Raw genomic sequence first — 19,841 nt, forward strand, 5'->3', positions numbered from 1 at the left:
CCTTAGCCTGCTGCGCAAATTTCGCAGCCGCTTTTTATTTTCCGGGACAGCCGGGCTGAATTCACCCGGCCGCCCCGGTTCAGTTCAGCCCGAGACGGTCAAAAATCGTATCGACATGTTTCAAATGATAATGGTAGTCAAAGCATTCCTCGAGTTCTGCTTCCGTGAGCCTGCTTTGGATGGCCGGGTCTTTTTTCAACAGTTCCTTAAACGGCACTTGTTTTTCCCACGACTCCATTGCTTTCGGCTGCACCGTATCGTATGCAGCTTCACGGGACATGCCTTTATCAATCAGGGCAAGCAAAACCCGCTGTGAATAAATGAGACCGAGCGTTTTGTCCATGTTCCGTTTCATATTTTCCGGGAAGACGGTCAGGTTTTTCACAATATTGCCGAACCGGTTCAGCATATAATTAATAGCAATCGTTGCATCCGGCAAAATAATCCGTTCCGCGGAAGAATGCGAGATGTCGCGCTCATGCCAAAGGGAGACATTTTCATACGCCGTTACCATATAGCCGCGCAGCACCCGCGCCATCCCGGTCATATTTTCCGAACCGATCGGATTGCGTTTATGCGGCATCGCGGACGATCCTTTTTGCCCTTTGCTGAAAAACTCTTCCACTTCACGGGTTTCGCTTTTTTGCAGCCCCCTGATTTCCGTAGCAAATTTTTCAATCGATGTCGCGATCAAAGACAAGGTCGCGATGTAATAAGCGTGGCGGTCGCGCTGCAGCGTTTGCGTGGAGATGGGCGCCGGCTTTAAGCCGAGTTTCCCGCAGACATACTGCTCAACGAACGGGTCGATGTTGGCATAGGTCCCGACAGCACCGCTTAATTTCCCGTAACGGATGCCGTCCGCCGCTTGCCTGAAGCGTTCGAGATTCCGTTTCATTTCTTCGTGCCAGAGCGCCATTTTCAGGCCAAAAGTGGTCGGTTCGGCATGGACGCCGTGGGTACGGCCCATCATGACGGTGTATTTATGTTCAATTGCTTTTTGCTTTAAAATTTCAATAAAACGTTCAAGGTCTTTTTCAATGATTTCATTTGCCTGTTTGATCAAATAAGAAAGCGCCGTATCGACCACATCCGTGGACGTCAGCCCGTAATGCACCCATTTTCTTTCTTCGCCGAGCGACTCCGAAACGGCCCTTGTAAAAGCGACAACATCGTGGCGCGTTTCCTGCTCAATTTCTAAAATTCTTTCAACATCAAATCTGGCATTTTCACGGATTTTTTGCACATCTGCTTTCGGGATTTCCCCAAGCTCCGCCCATGCTTCACAGGCAAGGATTTCCACTTCAAGCCATGCTTTGTATTTATTTTCGTCTGTCCAGATGGCGCCCATTTCAGGCCTTGTATAGCGTTCAATCATTCACTGCTGCCTCCGATCGTTTCTGTACATCCTGCCATACACCGGACTGTTCAAGGGAAAGCAAAGTCTCTTCGATTTCCTCTGTCAGCACTGTAATATGGCCCATCTTTCGCTGGAATTTCGCTTCTTTTTTGCCGTAAAGATGGACCGACCATTCCGGCTGGTAAGGAATTTGCGTAAGCGCCCTTTCGACGTGCTGGCCAAGCAGATTATTCATAACAGCCGGCTTCAAAAGTTCCACTTTGCGGAGCGGCCAGTTGCAGATCGCGCGGATATGCTGGCCAAATTGCGAAATCGAACAGGCTTCAATCGAGTAATGCCCGGAATTATGCGGGCGCGGCGCCAGTTCATTGACATAAAGCGTGCCGTCCGCTTCTAAAAACATTTCGACTGCAAGCGTGCCGGTTAAATGAAGCTGCTCTGCCACCTTTAGGGCGAGTTGCTCCGCCTCTTTTTTCACCGTATTTTCCACCCGTGCCGGCGCGATTGTTTGATGCAAAATATGGTTGTGATGAATATTTTCAACTACCGGAAAAAGGCTCGTTTCCCCTGTTTCATTCCGGGTGATGATGACAGAAAGTTCTTTTGTAAATGGAATCATTTTTTCAAGGACACATGCGCCGTGGGCAAGAAGCGGATCCGTTTCCTTAAAATCCCCTTCATGCCGGAGCGTGATCTGCCCTTTTCCATCATAACCGCCGCGCGCCGTTTTTAAAATACATGGATAGCCAATTTCCCCAACAGCTTCTTTCAAATCCGCCGCGTTTTCAACGATGCGGTACGGCGCAACCCGGACACCTGCTTTTGCAACTGCTTCTTTTTCAAAAATACGGTTCTGCGTGATCCGGATCAGTTCCGCTCCTTGTGGCACATGGGCAAATCCGGTGGCCTTTTTCAATGTTTCATAATCGATATTTTCAAATTCATAGGTGAGCACATCGCATCGTTCCCCGAGCTCCCGCAATGCCGCTTCATCATTATATGGCGCCGTGATCTGCCCGTCCGCCACCTGCGCACACGGGCAATCCGGCACAGGATCAAGGACAATGATCTTAAAACCCGCCTCTTTTGCGGCAAGGGCCATCATTCTCCCGAGCTGGCCGCCGCCGATGATGCCGATTGTACTCCCCGGTTTAATTATTTTCCTGTTCAAGTTGATCACTGCTTTCATATACGGTTTTCGAAAGTCTTTCCCGTCTTTGTTCAAGCCTTTTGGCAATATGTTCGTTTGTTGTGGATAAAATTTGGGCGGCAAGCAGTCCGGCATTTGTTGCGCCCGCTTTTCCGATCGCGACCGTTGCAACCGGGACACCGCCCGGCATCTGCACGATTGAAAGCAAAGAGTCAAGGCCGTTCAGCGCTTTTGACCGGACCGGCACGCCGATGACTGGCAACGTCGTTTTTGCTGCGACCATCCCCGGCAAATGAGCCGCGCCGCCTGCTCCCGCAATGATGACTTTTACGCCCCTGCTTCTTGCCTGTTCTGCATATTGAAACATCAGATCCGGCGTCCGGTGTGCAGAGACGACTTTTTTCTCGTAAGGCACGTTCAATTCATCCAGCACGCCGCATGCATGTTTCATCGTTTCCCAGTCCGAAATGCTGCCCATAATGACGCCAACTTCAACTGCCACCTGCATCCCTCCCCTGTTTATGTACAAAAAAACCCGGACGGATCTGCCCGCTCTATTTTAGAGAGAAAGCAGTCCATCCGGGTGCAGCACAAATAAGCATGGAAAACCTTGTGATTCCCAACTTCCGCTTTCCCTCATAGTCCGGTTATTTACGGTAACCGGGTAGAGACGTATGGGCCGTATTCCCATTATATATGAGGGTCCTATTCACTTTGTATTTTTATCTTAACAGGGAAGCTTGTTGCTGTCAACGAATAATTCATGTTTTACAGGCCGGGAATGTTCGGGTCTGAACTTGATTTTCTTCCTTCAAAAACAATTTTTCTGGTGACCGGCTCATATTCTTTCCTGCCGTTTTTCTTGACTTCCCGGAACACCGGCTTTTCGATTCTTCTGACCGGTTGGAAGCCTTCTTTTTCCATTCTTGCCAGACAGTCTGCAATGGTCTCATTTTCAAGCACTTCAAACTGTTTTTTCATTTGCTCAATTTCCCTTTCTTCACCGCTTTTACCCAAAAACCGCCGTAAATGGTTTTCGGCTCGTATGCAATGATAAAGGCCTTTGGATCAATCGTCTGAATCGCTTGGTATAATTTCAGCTCATATTTCCTCGGCGTCAAAACCTGGAGGGCAATCCGGTCGCCTTCAAGCCCGTGCGCATCCCATGTAGTAACGCCGTAGCCACTTTCCCGCAATTTTTTTGCCAAATCCAGATTTGCCCCTGTTGTAATGACATTGACCGTAATATAGCCGAGCGCCAGTTTTTCTTCAATTTTCATCCCCACTATGACGCCGATTCCGTAACCGGCCGCATACGCAATAATGTTTTGGATCTTATTCAGATTATCAAGAACAAGCCCGAGACCGATGATATAAATGATAATTTCAACCATGCTGACAAAAGCGGCAATATACCGGTATCCTTTTAACGTTAGAATCATCCTCGTTGTCGAAAAGGATACATAGATAATATTAACAACAAAAATAATCAGTACCATGACAATACTATTGTGGAGCAATGATGTTCCCCCTCCTCATCACACATTCATTTTGCTTCTTTTCCATCATATCACGGCCGGAGCAAAGTAAACGTGTCCATAAGCATGATTTTTTATGATAAAACTTTTTTATGATACGATAGGGGGTAATCGAAGAAATGGGGTGTTCATATGAAAATTGAAGTGTGGTCTGACTTTGTCTGCCCATTTTGCTATATTGGAAAACGGCGTTTGGAAATGGCGCTGGCACAATTTCCGCACCGGAACCAGGTGGAAGTTGAATTTAAAGCGTTTGAACTTGACCCTGCTGCCGAAAAAGGCATCGGCAAAAATATCCACGAAGCGATTGCTGAGAAATACGGCATCAGCATGGAAGAAGCAAAAAAGGCAAACCGCGGGATCGGTGAACAGGCGGCAAGCGTGGGGCTTCATTATGATTTTGACAACATGAAGCCGACAAACACGCTGGATGCACACCGCCTTGAAAAATTTGCCGCGACTGAAGGCAAAGGGGCGGAACTCGCCGAAAAACTGTTCCACGCCTATTTTACAGAAGGAGCGTATATCGGTGACCACGAAACACTTGCCGCAATCGTCGAATCTGCAGGCCTCAGCCGGGAAAAAGCTTTGGAAGTGCTTCGTGACCCGAATGCCTATCTAAATGACGTACGCGTAGATGAAGCCATCGCACAACAATACGGCATCACCGGCGTCCCGTTTTTTATTCTTAACCAAAAATACGCCATCTCCGGCGCCCAGCCGCTCGAAACCTTTACAAGCGCCCTTCAGAAAGTATGGCAGGAAGAAGCCGCAGCGCCGGTGCTGCAAGACCTGTCCACCGAAGAAGACGTTGCCTGTGCAGATGGAAGCTGCATTGTACCGGGGAAGGAAGAAAAGTAACCATATTATGGCAGGCAGGGATATTCCCTGCCTTTTTAAAATATGCATTGGCACTCTTTCTGTGCCCGCTTTTAAGGGGTAGAAGAATTTGTTCACGAATTTAAGTTATCGTTTCCATTGCTACATTCCTGGGCAGGCTGATCCTGGCCCTCTATTTTAATTCAACTTTTCCGATCCCATGCCCCGCACTCACTTTGCCATTTGCTGAAATCGTAAAATCCAAAATACTGTTGGAATTTGTAAAGATCACCATTACACTGTTATCCTTTCCAGCTGCTTTCAGTGCGGTTAAGTCCATATCGGCAATTTTATCACCAGCCTGGACCGTATCATTTTCATTTACATATACCTGAAAAGGCGCCCCCTTAAGTTCTACCGTATCAATCCCCAGATGCACCAATACTTCAAGCCCATTATCTGTCTGAATACTAATAGCATGTTTTGTGTCAAAAACGCTCAAAATTTTTCCGGATACCGGGCTTCTGACTTCTCCGGCCGCTGGTATTACGGCAAATCCATCTCCCATCATTTTGGTGGAAAAAACGGGATCATTTACTTCCGTTATTGGAACTAAATGGCCGCTTGCAGGCGCAACCAAGCCGACTGTTTGGCTCTTTTTCTTTTTTAAAAAGTTGAGCATATCGGTTCCCTACTTTCTAAATCATTAATTTAAGCAAAACAAAATCACAAAACATATACATTACAAGAAAAGCTCCAAGCATTGATAAATAGCTGGCATCATTTCTTAAATTAGATAACTTAATTTTTTTATTTGGAGAAGATAAAATCAATAGTACAATAAAAAAGGCAATTAAAAGATTCCCCAACAAAAGCTGGATCAACGCCGATAAGTAAATGGCCAGCATAAAAAGATCATGATTATTTAAATGAACTTTAAGATGATACAGATAATATCCCATCAGCAGATCAAGGCAGGAAGCGATCAGCATGACAGCAGAAAAAGGGCTGCTTGAAAACAGTTCTTTAAAAGATGTTGGATATATAGCAACAATCACACATAAATAAATCATATAAAAAACAGGGACGAGAAAAAACAGGGCAATCATCATATTAAATATTTTTGTTTCATTTCCAACAAGCCTTCTTATTTTATCCATTTTGTAAGCCCCCGTTTTCCAATTGCTCAGTAAACAGCTTGTAATGCAAGGAAAAAAGTTCAACCAGAATGTATAAGCTGACAATGCTTCTATGCCATGGTTTATGAAACTCGGATGCATAGTAATAAAGATTGTATGTTGAAATGCCGGCCAATTTGTTTGTCCCAAATTGTGTGATGCTGACCATTTTTATATTTCTTCTTCTAAAATCTTTTGCTATATTGACAATCCGTTCATTATTGCCGCTCAATGAAATTAAAAATACGATGTCTTTTTCATTTAACGCTTTTTCTGCTACCGATAATTCTTCCAGCGCCGGGAAGTTCGTCACAAATTTTCCTGAGTATATAAAATTTCTTGTAATCTTTTCCGCAGCCATTTTTTGCTCCCAACCTGTGCCATAAGAAAAGATACGGCTGGCTTCCATAATAGAACGAAACATTTCCGTGTGATTGACAGTATTAAAATATTTGATGGTTTTATCAATGTCTTCATGCAATTGGCAATTAATATTTTCTGGCTGGCCGGTCATTTCTTTCAACGTGTTTTCTTCCTTTTTGATTTCATATTTTAATTCAGAAAAACCCGAGTACCCGACCTTCTTGATGGTTCTAAACAAGAAAGAAGCGGAAACATGGCAAAGCTTGCTAATTTCATTTAAAGTTGAATTGCTAACAATATCTTTATGTTCAATAATAAAATTCAAGCATTGTATTTCATCTGAATTTAATTGTTGGAAGCTTTGGTTTACTTTTTGTTCCAAATCCATAGAGAGTCAACACCCTTTCTTGTGTCCTTACATCCAATTTTATCACTAAATAAGATGTTGACTCTATCCAAAAAGTTTTATTGTTTCAACAGTTCTTCAAATTTTTCCCTGACTTGGGGGACATCCAACCCTACGATGACTTGGAATGCTCTTCCTGCTCTCACAACACCCGCAGCTTTTCCCGCTTTAAATGCGCTATCCGGTTTCACTTTCTTTGGATCTACTACTGTCACTCTTAACCTGGTAGCACAATTGGTCACATCACTGATATTTTCTTTTCCGCCCAACGCATCCAGGTAAATTGCCGCTCTTTCCGAATAAGGATCTGTGTAGGATGCTGCAGCTGTTTCTTGCACCCCTTGTGCTAATTTTTTATTTTTATAATCCTGTTTTGTCTTTAATGTAATTTCTTCTTCCTCATCTGCTTCCCTGCCTGGCGTTGCAAAGTTGAATTTTAAAATGAAAAACCTAAAGACAAAGAAGTAAATAGCCGTGAATATCAGCCCAACTACAATTTGCGTTAAATATGTTGCCCAGTGATTTTGAAAAAGCGGAATCCAGTTTTTCCCGGCAAAATCAATAATGCCTCCGCCAAAATCACCTACTACACCAAATAAATACAATGTCGTATCTAATGTTGCTGCCAAAAGGGAATGAATCACCCATAAAAGCGGCGCTACGAATAAGAATGTAAATTCAATTGGTTCGGTAATACCGGCAAGTACAGATGTAATGACTGCCGGTACCAGCAGGGCCAATACTTTTTTCCTGTTTTCTTTCTTTGCCGTAAAGTAAAATGCCAAAGCAATTCCTGGTATACCAAAAACCTTTTCATTGCCATGCATCGAGAATCCCATTTGTGGTGCCATTGATTTCAGTGATTCCTTACTATTAGCAAATGTCTCCAAGTGCATAAGCCACCATTTCGTTAGGCCTTCCGGAACTGCGGCTGGCCCAAATTGGAAAGGGATATAAATAAAATGGTGAAGACCTGTTGGAATTAAAACACGTTCAAGGAAACAGTAAATCCAAACCCCAACAGGACCTGCATGAACCATGAACGATTGTAATGATCCGATGCCGAATGAAATTTTCGGCCAAATTAAACAGGTAATGAATGCCAAGGGTAAAGCGGCAAAAAAGCCAAGAATGACGACGAAAGCAGAGCCCTGGAAGGTGCCCAAAAAGTCAGGTAATTTATAGTCAAAAAATCTGTTATGCAAATAGACAACGATTCCCGCTATAATTAAGGCACCAATGATGCTTGTATTAAAAGTTTTAATGCCGGCAATCATTTTTAAGCCTTCGTTTGTGCTATTTTCAGCTAAAGCCCTTCCATAATGCATAATGCCAAAGAATTTTCCCCAGTGGGTAAGAATGGCCGCTATAAAATAATTCCATGTAAGATACGTAACCAAAGCTTCCATTGCAGCCCTTCCGGAAGCTTTTTTTGCCAGCCCGATAGGCAGGCCGACGACAAATAATAATTCTATTTGATTAAATACTGTCCATGCACCTTGTTGTACAGTATCCCATATGCCGTACCATAAGGTTCCTTCACTTGCAAGGCTTCCAAAAACAGACGGATTGCAAAATAATATGCTGATGGCCAGCATAATGCCAGCAAATGAGAAAAGTAAAACAGGTGTAAACATTGCACCGCCAAATCTTTGTATACTTTTCATTGCACCGCCAAATCTTTGTATACTTTTCATTGTTTATCCTCCAGACCGGAAACCGCTTTCCTTTTTAGGAATATGAAGAGAAGCGATAAGATCTTTTTTCTTTTTAAAAAGATTTACCGCTCCTCATTTTTGGTTTCACTTAGTAATGATATAAAGGAGCATGTTTAAATTTATTATCCCTTTAGTTGATTACCTTGTTTGATCAGCTTAAAACCGGTTCAGGACGCCCGATTTTTAATTCCGGCCAGTAATCCTTATTTGCTTCAACCAGTTCATCCAAAATAACTTTGGCCAATCCTGCATCTGGTACAATCTTACTTAAGCTTAATGCTTGCCATAATTTCGTATATGAACCCTCTGTCCAGGCATCGACAACCAGGTTTTCAACACTGTTTTGTTCCTCAATCAGCCCTTTTTGGAAGCGCGGGATTTTACCCTGCGCGAGTGGTTCAGGCCCATTTGCACCAATTAAGCAAGGAATTTCAACCATTGTATCAGAATCCAGATTTTCTACTGCCCCTTTATTTGGTGTAATGACAAGCATGCGTTCTTTTGTGTTATAAGCAATCGCACGGCATAAATCAATAATGTAAGAAGCATGTTCATCTGATTTAAAGGCGCTGTTTTGTGCTGTTCCGGATTCCGTAATTTTGGCACATTCTTCAAAAACAAATTTTTCGCGGCCCAATCTGATTTCATCCGTCCTTGTATGATTCGGATCAGAATGTTTCACAACTTCCTGCGGATATAGATAGTATTTCAGATAAGTGTTCGGCAATGTTTCTGGATCGAGTGCATAGACATTTTTAGCCATTTCAAAAGTCTCTCTCCAGCTTTTTTCTGTCCCGCTTTCATCAGGCAAAATATATCCGTGTTCCCTGACATAGGCTTGAAGTTGCGGCATTAAATTATTGCCTTTCTTATCTCTTACCGCTGTCCACCAACCAAAGTGATTCAATCCATAATAGTCGAAATCCAGTTCTTTATAAGAATCTAATTTTAATATTTTTGCCATCCGATCCATAATTCCAATCGGCATATCACAGATATTGATAATTTTAGATTTCGGTCTTAAGCGATTTGTAGCTACAGCCACGATTGCAGCCGGGTTTGAGTAATTCAACATCCAGGCATTTGGAGAATATTTTTCCATATAGTCAATAAGCTCTAAAACGCCTCCGATGGACCTTAAACCGTAAGCAATTCCTCCAGGCCCTGTTGTTTCTTGACCCACAACCCCGTGTTTCAATGGAATTTTTTCATCTTTTTCGCGCATTTCATATTTTCCAACCCTGATTTGTGCCATTACAAAATCGACATCTGTAAACCCTTCTGCAGGATCGGTTGTTGCCAAAAATTCTATTTCTGGGGCCCTTTCTTTAATCATGATGGCGCAAGCATCCGCAATTTTTTGCTGCCGCTCTCCGTCATTATCATAAAACTTTAAACTTCTAATTGGAAATTTGTCTAAATTATCAAGCAACGTTAAAACAATTCCCGGGGTATAAGTGCTGCCCCCGCCGGCGATCACTACTGAAAACTTTTTATCTGGCATAGTAAATCTCTCCTTAAAGAAAACGTTATCTTTATTACATGATCATTATCTCACGAAGAAAAAATTATTCAATAAGATGAAACTGTTTAAAAAATAAATTTGCAAACAAAAAAGAATTTCATTTTGTGGAAAATATTTCATTGAGGTATACCGCCTTCCATATCCTTCATCCAGCAGTGATTTTGAGTAAAACGGGCTGCATTCCGGTGAAAGCAGTAAACAGTGTTTTTTATATACAGGTACGAAAAAACCGCAGACGATTTGTCTGCGGTTCTCTTTTGGCCCGGCAACGTCCTACTCTCGCAGGGGGAAACCCCCAACTACCATCGGCGCTGGAAAGCTTAACTTCCGTGTTCGGGATGGGAACGGGTGTGACCTTTCCGCCATCGCCACCGGACCTTAATGACAAAAATCATTATAACAAAGTTTCCATTGCTTATCAACAGGAATTATGTGATTCCCTGAAAACCGGATGGGAGAAAAAACTGTAAACGGAGAATAGCTTTGGTTTCTAACTTTGAAAATTGTCTAGCTCCAGCGCCTATCGGCTAGCGTATTTCTGCGCTTTCTCCCTACGATAAGCGGGCATCGGCTCGCCTTTAGGGGCTCGCCGTGTTTCCTTTATCTCAGTCGAAAGCTCCGAAATCCGTACGCCGATGACCAAGGCGCTTCCGCTTTTCTATTGTCTAGCTCCGGTGCCTAGCCCCTCGAGGTCGAATAACCTGCCCGCCACGGAGCCAAAAGACGGCTCCGTGCCGGTCAGAACATTCGCTTGTCGGGGCTAAACAAGGCACCTTCGCTTTTCTATTGTCCAGTTCCGGGCGCTATCGGCTAGTGAACTTCCCGTCCCCCTTTCCTACGATAAGCGGGCATCGACTCGCCTTTAGGGCTCGTCGTGTTTCCTTTATCTCAGGCGGGGGCCTTGAAGTTCATACGCCGATGAGCGAGCGCCCTTCACTTTTCTATTTGGTTAAGTCCTCGATCGATTAGTATCCGTCAGCTGCACGCGTCGCCGCGCTTCCACCCCGGACCTATCAACCTGATCATCTTTCAGGGATCTTACCAGTTAAACTGTGGGAAATCTCATCTTGAGGGGGGCTTCATGCTTAGATGCTTTCAGCACTTATCCCTTCCGCACATAGCTACCCAGCGATGCCTTTGGCAAGACAACTGGTACACCAGCGGTGCGTCCATCCCGGTCCTCTCGTACTAAGGACAGCTCCTCTCAAATTTCCTGCGCCCGCGACGGATAGGGACCGAACTGTCTCACGACGTTCTGAACCCAGCTCGCGTACCGCTTTAATGGGCGAACAGCCCAACCCTTGGGACCGACTACAGCCCCAGGATGCGATGAGCCGACATCGAGGTGCCAAACCTCCCCGTCGATGTGGACTCTTGGGGGAGATCAGCCTGTTATCCCCAGGGTAGCTTTTATCCGTTGAGCGATGGCCCTTCCATGCGGAACCACCGGATCACTAAGCCCGACTTTCGTCCCTGCCCGACTTGTAAGTCTCGCAGTCAAGCTCCCTTATGCCTTTACACTCTGCGAATGATTTCCAACCATTCTGAGGGAACCTTTGGGCGCCTCCGTTACCTTTTAGGAGGCGACCGCCCCAGTCAAACTGCCTGCCTGACACTGTCTCCCACCCCGGTAAGGGGTGCGGGTTAGAATTTCAATACAGCCAGGGTAGTATCCCACCGATGCCTCCGCCGAAGCTGGCGCTCCGGTTTCCAAGGCTCCTACCTATCCTGTACAAGCTGTACCAAAATTCAATATCAGGCTGCAGTAAAGCTCCATGGGGTCTTTCCGTCCTGTCGCGGGTAACCTGCATCTTCACAGGTACTATAATTTCACCGAGTCTCTCGTTGAGACAGTGCCCAGATCGTTACACCTTTCGTGCGGGTCAGAACTTACCTGACAAGGAATTTCGCTACCTTAGGACCGTTATAGTTACGGCCGCCGTTTACTGGGGCTTCAGTTCAGAGCTTCGCCTTGCGGCTAACCCCTCTCCTTAACCTTCCAGCACCGGGCAGGTGTCAGCCCCTATACTTCGCCTTGCGGCTTCGCAGAGACCTGTGTTTTTGCTAAACAGTCGCCTGGGCCTATTCACTGCGGCTTCCCGGGGCATACACCCCAAAAAGCACCCCTTCTCCCGAAGTTACGGGGTCATTTTGCCGAGTTCCTTAACGAGAGTTCTCTCGCTCACCTTAGGATTCTCTCCTCGCCTACCTGTGTCGGTTTGCGGTACGGGCGCCTTTCACCTCACTAGAGGCTTTTCTTGGCAGTGTGGAATCAGGAACTTCGGTACTTTAATTTCCCTCGCCATCACAGCTCCGCCTTGGCGCGAAGGATTTGCCTCCGCACCGGCCTAACTGCTTGGACGCGATCAACCAGTGTCGCGCTTGCCCTATCCTCCTGCGTCCCCCCATCGTTCAAACGGTGAAGAGGCGGTACAGGAATATCAACCTGTTGTCCATCGCCTACGCCTTTCGGCCTCGGCTTAGGCCCCGACTAACCCTGAGCGGACGAGCCTTCCTCAGGAAACCTTAGGCATTCGGTGGAAGGGATTCTCACCCTTCTTTCGCTACTCATACCGGCATTCTCACTTCTAAGCGCTCCACCGGTCCTTCCGGTCCGGCTTCAACGCCCTTAGAACGCTCTCCTACCACGGACACCAAACGGTGTCCATCCGCAGCTTCGGTGATACGTTTAGCCCCGGTACATTTTCGGCGCAGCGTCACTCGACCAGTGAGCTATTACGCACTCTTTGAATGATGGCTGCTTCTAAGCCAACATCCTGGTTGTCTAAGCAACGCCACATCCTTTTCCACTTAACGTATACTTTGGGACCTTAGCTGGCGGTCTGGGCTGTTTCCCTTTCGACCATGGATCTTATCACTCACAGTCTGACTCCCAAGCATAAGTTTTTGGCATTCGGAGTTTGTCTGAATTCGGTAACCCGATGAGGGCCCCTCGTCCAAACAGTGCTCTACCTCCAAAACTCTCCGCTTGAGGCTAGCCCTAAAGCTATTTCGGAGAGAACCAGCTATCTCCAAGTTCGATTGGAATTTCTCCGCTACCCACACCTCATCCCCGCACTTTTCAACGTGCGTGGGTTCGGGCCTCCAGCAAGTGTTACCTTGCCTTCACCCTGGACATGGGTAGATCACCTGGTTTCGGGTCTGCGGCCTCATACTCTTTCGCCCTGTTCAGACTCGCTTTCGCTGCGGCTCCGCTTCTTCAGCTTAACCTTGCATGAGACCGTAACTCGCCGGTTCATTCTACAAAAGGCACGCCATCACCCGTTAACGGGCTCTGACTACTTGTAGGCACACGGTTTCAGGATCTCTTTCACTCCCCTCCCGGGGTGCTTTTCACCTTTCCCTCACGGTACTGGTTCACTATCGGTCACTAGGGAGTATTTAGCCTTGGGAGATGGTCCTCCCGGATTCCGGCGGGATTCCTCGTGTCCCGCCGTACTCAGGATCCACTCGGGAGAGAACGAAGTTTCAGTTACAGGGCTTTTACCTTCTCCGGCAGGCCTTTCCAGGCCGCTTCACTTACCCCGTTCTTTTGTAACTCCCATATGAGTGTCCTACAACCCCGGAAGGCAAGCCTTCCGGTTTGGGCTGTTTCCTGTTCGCTCGCCGCTACTTGGGAAATCGCAATTGCTTTCTCTTCCTCCGGGTACTGAGATGTTTCAGTTCCCCGGGTGTGCCCTTCCTGCCCTATGGATTCAGGCAGGAATCCTGTCCGATTAAAGACAGGGGGTTTCCCCATTCGGAAATCTCCGGATCAAAGCTTACGTACAGCTCCCCGGAGCATATCGGTGTTTGTACCGTCCTTCATCGGCTCCTAGTGCCAAGGCATCCGCCGTGCGCCCTTTCTAACTTAACCATAAAAGGTTTAAATCCAAAAATAAGCGATTCTCGGTTTACTTGGTTTATTTCTCCTATCCGGTTTTCAAAGAACACATACTGAAGGATTGGACCTTCAAAACTGAACAAAACGAAAACGCCAAACTTAATTTCGGAAAACCGAAGGTTTTCCTTTTATGTCTAGCTCCGGGCGCTATCGGCTAGCGTATTTCTACGTCTTCTCCCTACGATAAGCGGGCATCGATTCGCCTTTAAGGCTCATCGTGTTTCCTTTATCTCAGTCGAAGACTTCGAAATCCGTACGCCGATGAACGAGCGCCCTACGCTTTTCCCCTTAGAAAGGAGGTGATCCAGCCGCACCTTCCGATACGGCTACCTTGTTACGACTTCACCCCAATCATCTGTCCCACCTTCGGCGGCTGGCTCCGTAAAGGTTACCTCACCGACTTCGGGTGTTACAAACTCTCGTGGTGTGACGGGCGGTGTGTACAAGGCCCGGGAACGTATTCACCGCGGCATGCTGATCCGCGATTACTAGCGATTCCGGCTTCATGCAGGCGGGTTGCAGCCTGCAATCCGAACTGGGAATGGTTTTCTGGGATTGGCTTAACCTCGCGGTCTCGCAGCCCTTTGTACCATCCATTGTAGCACGTGTGTAGCCCAGGTCATAAGGGGCATGATGATTTGACGTCATCCCCACCTTCCTCCGGTTTGTCACCGGCAGTCACCTTAGAGTGCCCAACTCAATGCTGGCAACTAAGGTCAAGGGTTGCGCTCGTTGCGGGACTTAACCCAACATCTCACGACACGAGCTGACGACAACCATGCACCACCTGTCACTCTGTCCCCCGAAGGGGAAGGCCCTGTCTCCAGGGAGGTCAGAGGATGTCAAGACCTGGTAAGGTTCTTCGCGTTGCTTCGAATTAAACCACATGCTCCACCGCTTGTGCGGGCCCCCGTCAATTCCTTTGAGTTTCAGCCTTGCGGCCGTACTCCCCAGGCGGAGTGCTTAATGCGTTAGCTGCAGCACTAAAGGGCGGAAACCCTCTAACACTTAGCACTCATCGTTTACGGCGTGGACTACCAGGGTATCTAATCCTGTTTGCTCCCCACGCTTTCGCGCCTCAGCGTCAGTTACAGACCAGAGAGCCGCCTTCGCCACTGGTGTTCCTCCACATCTCTACGCATTTCACCGCTACACGTGGAATTCCACTCTCCTCTTCTGCACTCAAGCCTCCCAGTTTCCAATGACCGCTTGCGGTTGAGCCGCAAGATTTCACATCAGACTTAAGAAGCCGCCTGCGCGCGCTTTACGCCCAATAATTCCGGACAACGCTTGCCACCTACGTATTACCGCGGCTGCTGGCACGTAGTTAGCCGTGGCTTTCTGGCCGGGTACCGTCAAGGCGCCGCCCTGTTCGAACGGCACTTGTTCTTCCCCGGCAACAGAGTTTTACGACCCGAAGGCCTTCTTCACTCACGCGGCGTTGCTCCGTCAGACTTTCGTCCATTGCGGAAGATTCCCTACTGCTGCCTCCCGTAGGAGTTTGGGCCGTGTCTCAGTCCCAATGTGGCCGATCACCCTCTCAGGTCGGCTACGCATCGTTGCCTTGGTGGGCCATTACCCCGCCAACTAGCTAATGCGCCGCGGGCCCATCTGTAAGTGGCAGCCGAAGCCGCCTTTCCTTTTTCCTCCATGCGGAGAAAAAAACTATCTGGTATTAGCCCCGGTTTCCCGGCGTTATCCCAGTCTTACAGGCAGGTTGCCCACGTGTTACTCACCCGTCCGCCGCTAACCTTTTAAAAGCAAGCTTTTAAAAGGTCCGCACGACTTGCATGTATTAGGCACGCCGCCAGCGTTCGTCCTGAGCCAGGATCAAACTCTCAGTAAAGATGTTTGATAAAAGCTCAAAAAGAATTTGACGTTTCGTTTTGTCCAGTTTTCAAGGAACAATCTTTGCTGTCCTTTAACAACGACTTAATTATTATATCAAAATATCAATTCGCTGTCAACATCTTTTTCCACCAAACTCAATATTTTTTCAGTTGCTATCGAGTCAGCTTTATTATCATACCATCCGTGTTATCCTAAGTCAATATATAATGACATGAAATTTTTTTCAAACGCAATCTATCAAATTACCAACAAACAGACCGACACGCAGGGATCTTTTGGGCAAAAATCAAATTGACTTCTTTTTATGATCATCGGAAAATAAAACATGTGGGAACAATGCATTTTCCGTTTAAGGAGAGGTTGAATTTGAAAATATTTTTTCGCAATTACAAATCCACTGCCATATTGCTGGCTGCCATCATCATTGGCGGCATTGCAGGCGTGGTTGCAGGCTCAAAAGCAGAGGTTGTAAAACCATTCGGGGATTTATTTTTAAATTTAATGTTTACGGTTATTATTCCGCTTGTGTTTTTCAGCATTTCTTCTGCCATCGCAAATATGGCCGGCCTTGGCCGTTTGGGCAAAATTTTAGGGAGCATCATTCTTGTGTTCCTTGGCACTTCCCTCTTGGCAGCCATCATTGGTTTTGGCGGCACTTTCATCATCAAGCCGCTTGCGCATACAGATACAACCGCCATAGAACAGATGATGGCAAAAGCAGACGGAAGCCGGCAAAGCGGCACCAATCCGTCTTTTCTCGAACAGCTTGTTCAAACATTCACAGTGCCTGATTTTCCAAATTTATTTACCAAAACGAATATGCTTCAGCTGATTGTTTTTTCCGTTCTGTTCGGCCTGGCTACCACATTGGCCGGGGAGAAAGGAAAGCCGGTTGCTGCTTTTTTGGCATCGGGAACAGCCGTCATGATGAAATTTGTTAAAATCATCATGTATTATGCGCCAATCGGGCTCGGGTGTTACTTCGCTTCCATCATCGGCACACTCGGCCCGCAAATTTTGGAAGGATATGCGCGTTCGTTTGGTTTATACCTGATCTTAACGGTCATTTACTTTTTCGGCTTTTTTACCTTATATGCCTTTATGGCCGGGGGGGCAGAGGGGATCAAAGTTTTTTGGAAAAATGCGGTCCCCCCTTCTGTTACGGCTATTGCTACCTGTTCAAGTGCTGCCTGCATTCCGGTTAATTTGGAAACTGTTCAAAAAATGCATGTGCCTTCCGACATCGCGGAAACGGTGATTCCTTTAGGCGCGAACACGCATAAGGACGGCTCGGTGTTTGGTGGCGTGCTGAAAATCGTTTTTTTGTTCACCTTGTTCGGGAAAGATTTGACAAGCCTGCCCCATATGCTGGCTGTCATTGCCGTTGCATTTCTTGTCGGCGCGGTAATGGGGGCGATCCCAAGCGGCGGCATGATCGGGGAGATGCTGATTTTAAGCGTTTTTGGATTCCCGCCGGAGTCGCTTCCGATTATTGCAGTAATTAGTACGATTATTGATGTTCCGGCCACGCTTTTAAATTCGACCGGAAACACGGTAAGCGCCATGCTCGTTTCCCGGCTTGTTGAAGGAAAACATTGGCTCAGCCGCACGCAGTAAAAGAAAGAACCAGGCAGCCCGTTTCTCAGGCGGAAGCCGTGGAGTGCCGGAGAAGGAGCCGGATTTCCGCCGGTTTCTTAAAAGAACCGCTGTTTCAGAAAAAACATTATGGAAATGGAAAAACCGCCAGGGAAAATGATTTTCCCGGCGGTTTTTTGTTCAGGGTTGCCCGCAAAATTAGTTTTTCACAGCTGTTTCCTGTTTTTTGTACAGATTCAGCAAAGCTTCGCCCGCATATGTTTCGTCAACTGCGGCTTGTTCAACTGCATCATATGCCATCGTGTTGGTTACGATCACCATCGTTGTCGTGTCATAGCCGGCTTCTTTGATTTTTTCCGGGTCAAAGGTGCCGAGTACGTCACCCTTCCTGATGCGGTCCCCGGTTTTTACATTGGAATGGAAGTGTTCCCCGTTTAAGTTGACGGTATCGATGCCGACGTGGATCAATACTTCCGCTCCGCGGTCGGATTGCAGGCCGTATGCGTGGCCGGTCGGAAAAGCAACGGATACTTGCCCGTCAAACGGGGCTGCCACTTTTCCTTCTTCCGGCACAACGCCAACCCCTTTCCCCATCGCTTCCGAGCTGAAAACAGGGTCATTCACAGAGGTTAACGGAACAACGCGGCCCTTTACCGGATTATAGACAATTTCGTTCAGTTCCATGCCGGCCGTATCCACTTTCGGCAGTTCTTTTTGTCCCGATTCCATCTTGCTTTCCACAGCTGCCGTTTTCTTTTCCGTCAGGCTTTTCTTGCCCATTTGGACATTTGCGAGCATTTTTTCATTGTTTTCTTCATTAAAACCGAAAATCAATACAAGTACGAATGCAATCGCCCATGCGGCAATACCCGCAACGGCTTCCATGGCAACGCTTGAACCTTTGCCGATAAACAGCGGAAGTTCAAAGAAATTCATAATCGGCGTGTACTGGAAAGCTTTTACACCGGCAAAACCGGCAATGGCGCCGCCGATCGCACTGCCGGCCAAACCGAAAATAAAACCTTTTTTGTATTTCAAATTGATGCCGTATATCGCCGGCTCCGTAATGCCAAAGAAGTTACTGATTGCAGCGGAAACGGCGATTTCCCTGTTTTTCGATTTTTTTGCTTTAAAAATCGCGCCTGTCACCGCACCGAACTGTCCGAAGACGGCAACAAACATCATCGCCAGCAGCGTATCATAACCGTAGTTTTGAATGTTAATCAGTGAGATCGGCAAAATTCCCCAGTGCAGCCCGAAGACGACAAACACCTGGAACAGCCCGGCCAGAATAAATCCGGCAACAGCAGGGCTCAAGCTGTACAAGTATTGATAGCCGTAAGCAAGGCCCATGCCGATCGCATTGCCTAATGGGCCGATCACGATAAAAGTGAGGGCGCCGGCAACAAGCAATGTGAAAAACGGCACAAATACAAGCTGGGCAACAGCCGGTAAATGTTTCTTAAACCATCTTTCAATATAACTCATCATCCAAATGGCCAAAATGGTCGGGATTACCGCACCGCCGTACTGTTTAAAATTGATGGCGTACCCAGCAATGTGGCCGATTTTCGGAATGCTGCTGTCTGTCAGCGGGTAAATCATCGCGGCAGCAAGCGCAACAGAGATAAACCGGTTTGTATTAAACTTATCCGCCGCCGTAATTGCAATAAAAATCGGCAGCAATGTAAACACGCCGGTTGCGAGCGCGTCCAAGATGCTGTACCAAGCGGATGATTCAGACACGATATGGGTATTTGCCAAAAGGATGGCAACGCCTTTTAAAACACCGGCACCGGCCAGGACGGAGATAAACGGTGTGAAAATACCGGAAAGCACTGCCACAAAGCGGTCGAAAACATTGCCTTTTTCTTCGCTTTCTTCCGCCGCCGCATCGTTTTCAACCCCCGCATCGGAAGCCGTAAAATGATACTCATCCATAATGGCGTTATAAACTGGAACGACCTCATCCCCGATCACGACCTGGTACTGTCCGCCTGCATTCACCGCCGTAAGGACATTTGGCAAGCTTTCCAGCGTTTCTTTGTTTGCCTTGCCTGTATCTTTTAACCGGAAGCGCAAACGGGTGGCACAGTGCACAAGCGACTTTACATTATCAGGCCCTCCGACATTTGCCACAATATCGCGAGCAAGCTGCGCGTAATCTTTCTTTGCCATGCAAAATCCTCCTCAAATCATGATGGTTTCCGGAAACAGACGTGCAGCAATTCCCCGGGAAAATAAAAAGGCATGAGGAAAAAGCGGGAAGGCCATGGCGTCTGCCACTCCCGGCATCTTTTTCACTCATGCCTGATCGAATCAGTAACACGTTATGATAACATTTGATTAATTTTTAATGTGGAACCCGTTTCAGACGCATGCTACCGGATAAAGGCTGCTGCATCGTACACCGGTTTTTCCTGTTTGCTGCATCAT

Annotated in this window: 13 protein-coding genes, 3 rRNA genes and 1 riboswitch; of the genes, 2 read left to right on the plus strand and 14 right to left on the minus strand. The window is 46.9% G+C overall.

The window, feature by feature from the left end; genetic code table 11:
* Positions 1-79: 79 nt before the first annotated feature.
* From purB to NSQ19_RS13880, 5 genes are all read right to left on the minus strand, one after another.
* Positions 80-1,375, minus strand: a complete 1,296-nt coding sequence (purB, locus tag NSQ19_RS13860) for an adenylosuccinate lyase (protein ID WP_017552970.1) — start codon at positions 1,373-1,375, stop codon at positions 80-82.
* A complete protein-coding gene (gene purK / locus NSQ19_RS13865; protein ID WP_328005183.1) occupies positions 1,368-2,528 on the minus strand; it encodes a 5-(carboxyamino)imidazole ribonucleotide synthase in 1,161 nt (386 codons plus the stop codon). Before purK ends, purB begins: the two co-directional genes overlap by 8 nt.
* Positions 2,509-2,985: a 5-(carboxyamino)imidazole ribonucleotide mutase gene (gene purE / locus NSQ19_RS13870; RefSeq protein ID WP_429906564.1), complete on the minus strand. Its 477-nt coding sequence runs from the start codon at positions 2,983-2,985 to the stop codon at positions 2,509-2,511. The genes purK and purE overlap by 20 nt, the downstream gene beginning before the upstream one ends.
* 141 nt (positions 2,986-3,126) lie before the next feature.
* Positions 3,127-3,227, minus strand: a riboswitch (purine riboswitch).
* 48 nt (positions 3,228-3,275) lie between these two features.
* Positions 3,276-3,488: an NETI motif-containing protein gene (locus tag NSQ19_RS13875; protein ID WP_061577495.1), complete on the minus strand. Its 213-nt coding sequence runs from the start codon at positions 3,486-3,488 to the stop codon at positions 3,276-3,278.
* A complete protein-coding gene (locus NSQ19_RS13880) occupies positions 3,485-4,027 on the minus strand; it encodes a DUF2179 domain-containing protein (protein ID WP_340703057.1) in 543 nt (180 codons plus the stop codon). The genes NSQ19_RS13875 and NSQ19_RS13880 overlap by 4 nt, the downstream gene beginning before the upstream one ends.
* Before the next feature lie 150 nt (positions 4,028-4,177).
* On the opposite strand from NSQ19_RS13880, the gene NSQ19_RS13885 reads away from it, so the two are divergent.
* Positions 4,178-4,906, plus strand: coding sequence for a DsbA family oxidoreductase (locus NSQ19_RS13885; protein WP_061566985.1), 729 nt, complete (start codon positions 4,178-4,180; stop codon positions 4,904-4,906).
* Positions 4,907-5,057: 151 nt separating this feature from the next.
* On the opposite strand, the gene NSQ19_RS13890 is transcribed toward NSQ19_RS13885, so the two are convergent.
* From NSQ19_RS13890 to NSQ19_RS13925, 8 genes are all read right to left on the minus strand, one after another.
* Positions 5,058-5,546, minus strand: a complete 489-nt coding sequence (locus NSQ19_RS13890) for a PTS sugar transporter subunit IIA (protein WP_340703058.1) — start codon at positions 5,544-5,546, stop codon at positions 5,058-5,060.
* Between the two features lie 16 nt (positions 5,547-5,562).
* Positions 5,563-6,024: a hypothetical protein gene (locus NSQ19_RS13895; protein ID WP_035183327.1), complete on the minus strand. Its 462-nt coding sequence runs from the start codon at positions 6,022-6,024 to the stop codon at positions 5,563-5,565.
* Entirely contained in the window at positions 6,017-6,793 is a 777-nt protein-coding gene (locus tag NSQ19_RS13900) for a MurR/RpiR family transcriptional regulator (protein ID WP_340703059.1), read from the minus strand. The genes NSQ19_RS13895 and NSQ19_RS13900 overlap by 8 nt, the downstream gene beginning before the upstream one ends.
* A gap of 77 nt (positions 6,794-6,870) precedes the next feature.
* Positions 6,871-8,478 (minus strand): alpha-glucoside-specific PTS transporter subunit IIBC, encoded by a 1,608-nt coding sequence (locus tag NSQ19_RS13905; protein WP_340703191.1) that lies wholly within the window; start codon positions 8,476-8,478, stop codon positions 6,871-6,873.
* A 202-nt stretch (positions 8,479-8,680) separates the two neighbouring features.
* Entirely contained in the window at positions 8,681-10,033 is a 1,353-nt protein-coding gene (locus NSQ19_RS13910) for a 6-phospho-alpha-glucosidase (protein WP_019721637.1), read from the minus strand.
* Between the two features lie 281 nt (positions 10,034-10,314).
* Positions 10,315-10,430, minus strand: a 5S ribosomal RNA gene (gene rrf / locus NSQ19_RS13915).
* 569 nt (positions 10,431-10,999) lie between these two features.
* A 23S ribosomal RNA gene (locus tag NSQ19_RS13920) occupies positions 11,000-13,931 on the minus strand.
* A gap of 319 nt (positions 13,932-14,250) precedes the next feature.
* A 16S ribosomal RNA gene (locus NSQ19_RS13925) occupies positions 14,251-15,804 on the minus strand.
* The 16S, 23S and 5S rRNA genes sit together here, the layout of an rRNA operon.
* A gap of 371 nt (positions 15,805-16,175) precedes the next feature.
* Between NSQ19_RS13925 and NSQ19_RS13930 the strand changes: the two genes are divergently transcribed.
* Positions 16,176-17,426: a dicarboxylate/amino acid:cation symporter gene (locus tag NSQ19_RS13930; protein WP_340703060.1), complete on the plus strand. Its 1,251-nt coding sequence runs from the start codon at positions 16,176-16,178 to the stop codon at positions 17,424-17,426.
* A gap of 177 nt (positions 17,427-17,603) precedes the next feature.
* On the opposite strand, the gene NSQ19_RS13935 is transcribed toward NSQ19_RS13930, so the two are convergent.
* Positions 17,604-19,583 carry a beta-glucoside-specific PTS transporter subunit IIABC gene (locus NSQ19_RS13935; RefSeq protein WP_340703061.1) on the minus strand — a complete coding sequence of 660 codons (1,980 nt, stop codon included), beginning with the start codon at positions 19,581-19,583 and terminating at the stop codon, positions 17,604-17,606.
* Between the last annotated feature and the right edge of the window lie 258 nt (positions 19,584-19,841).

The sequence above is a fragment of the Weizmannia sp. FSL W8-1119 genome (assembly GCF_038008605.1).
GTDB lineage: Bacteria > Bacillota > Bacilli > Bacillales > Bacillaceae_C > Weizmannia > Weizmannia coagulans.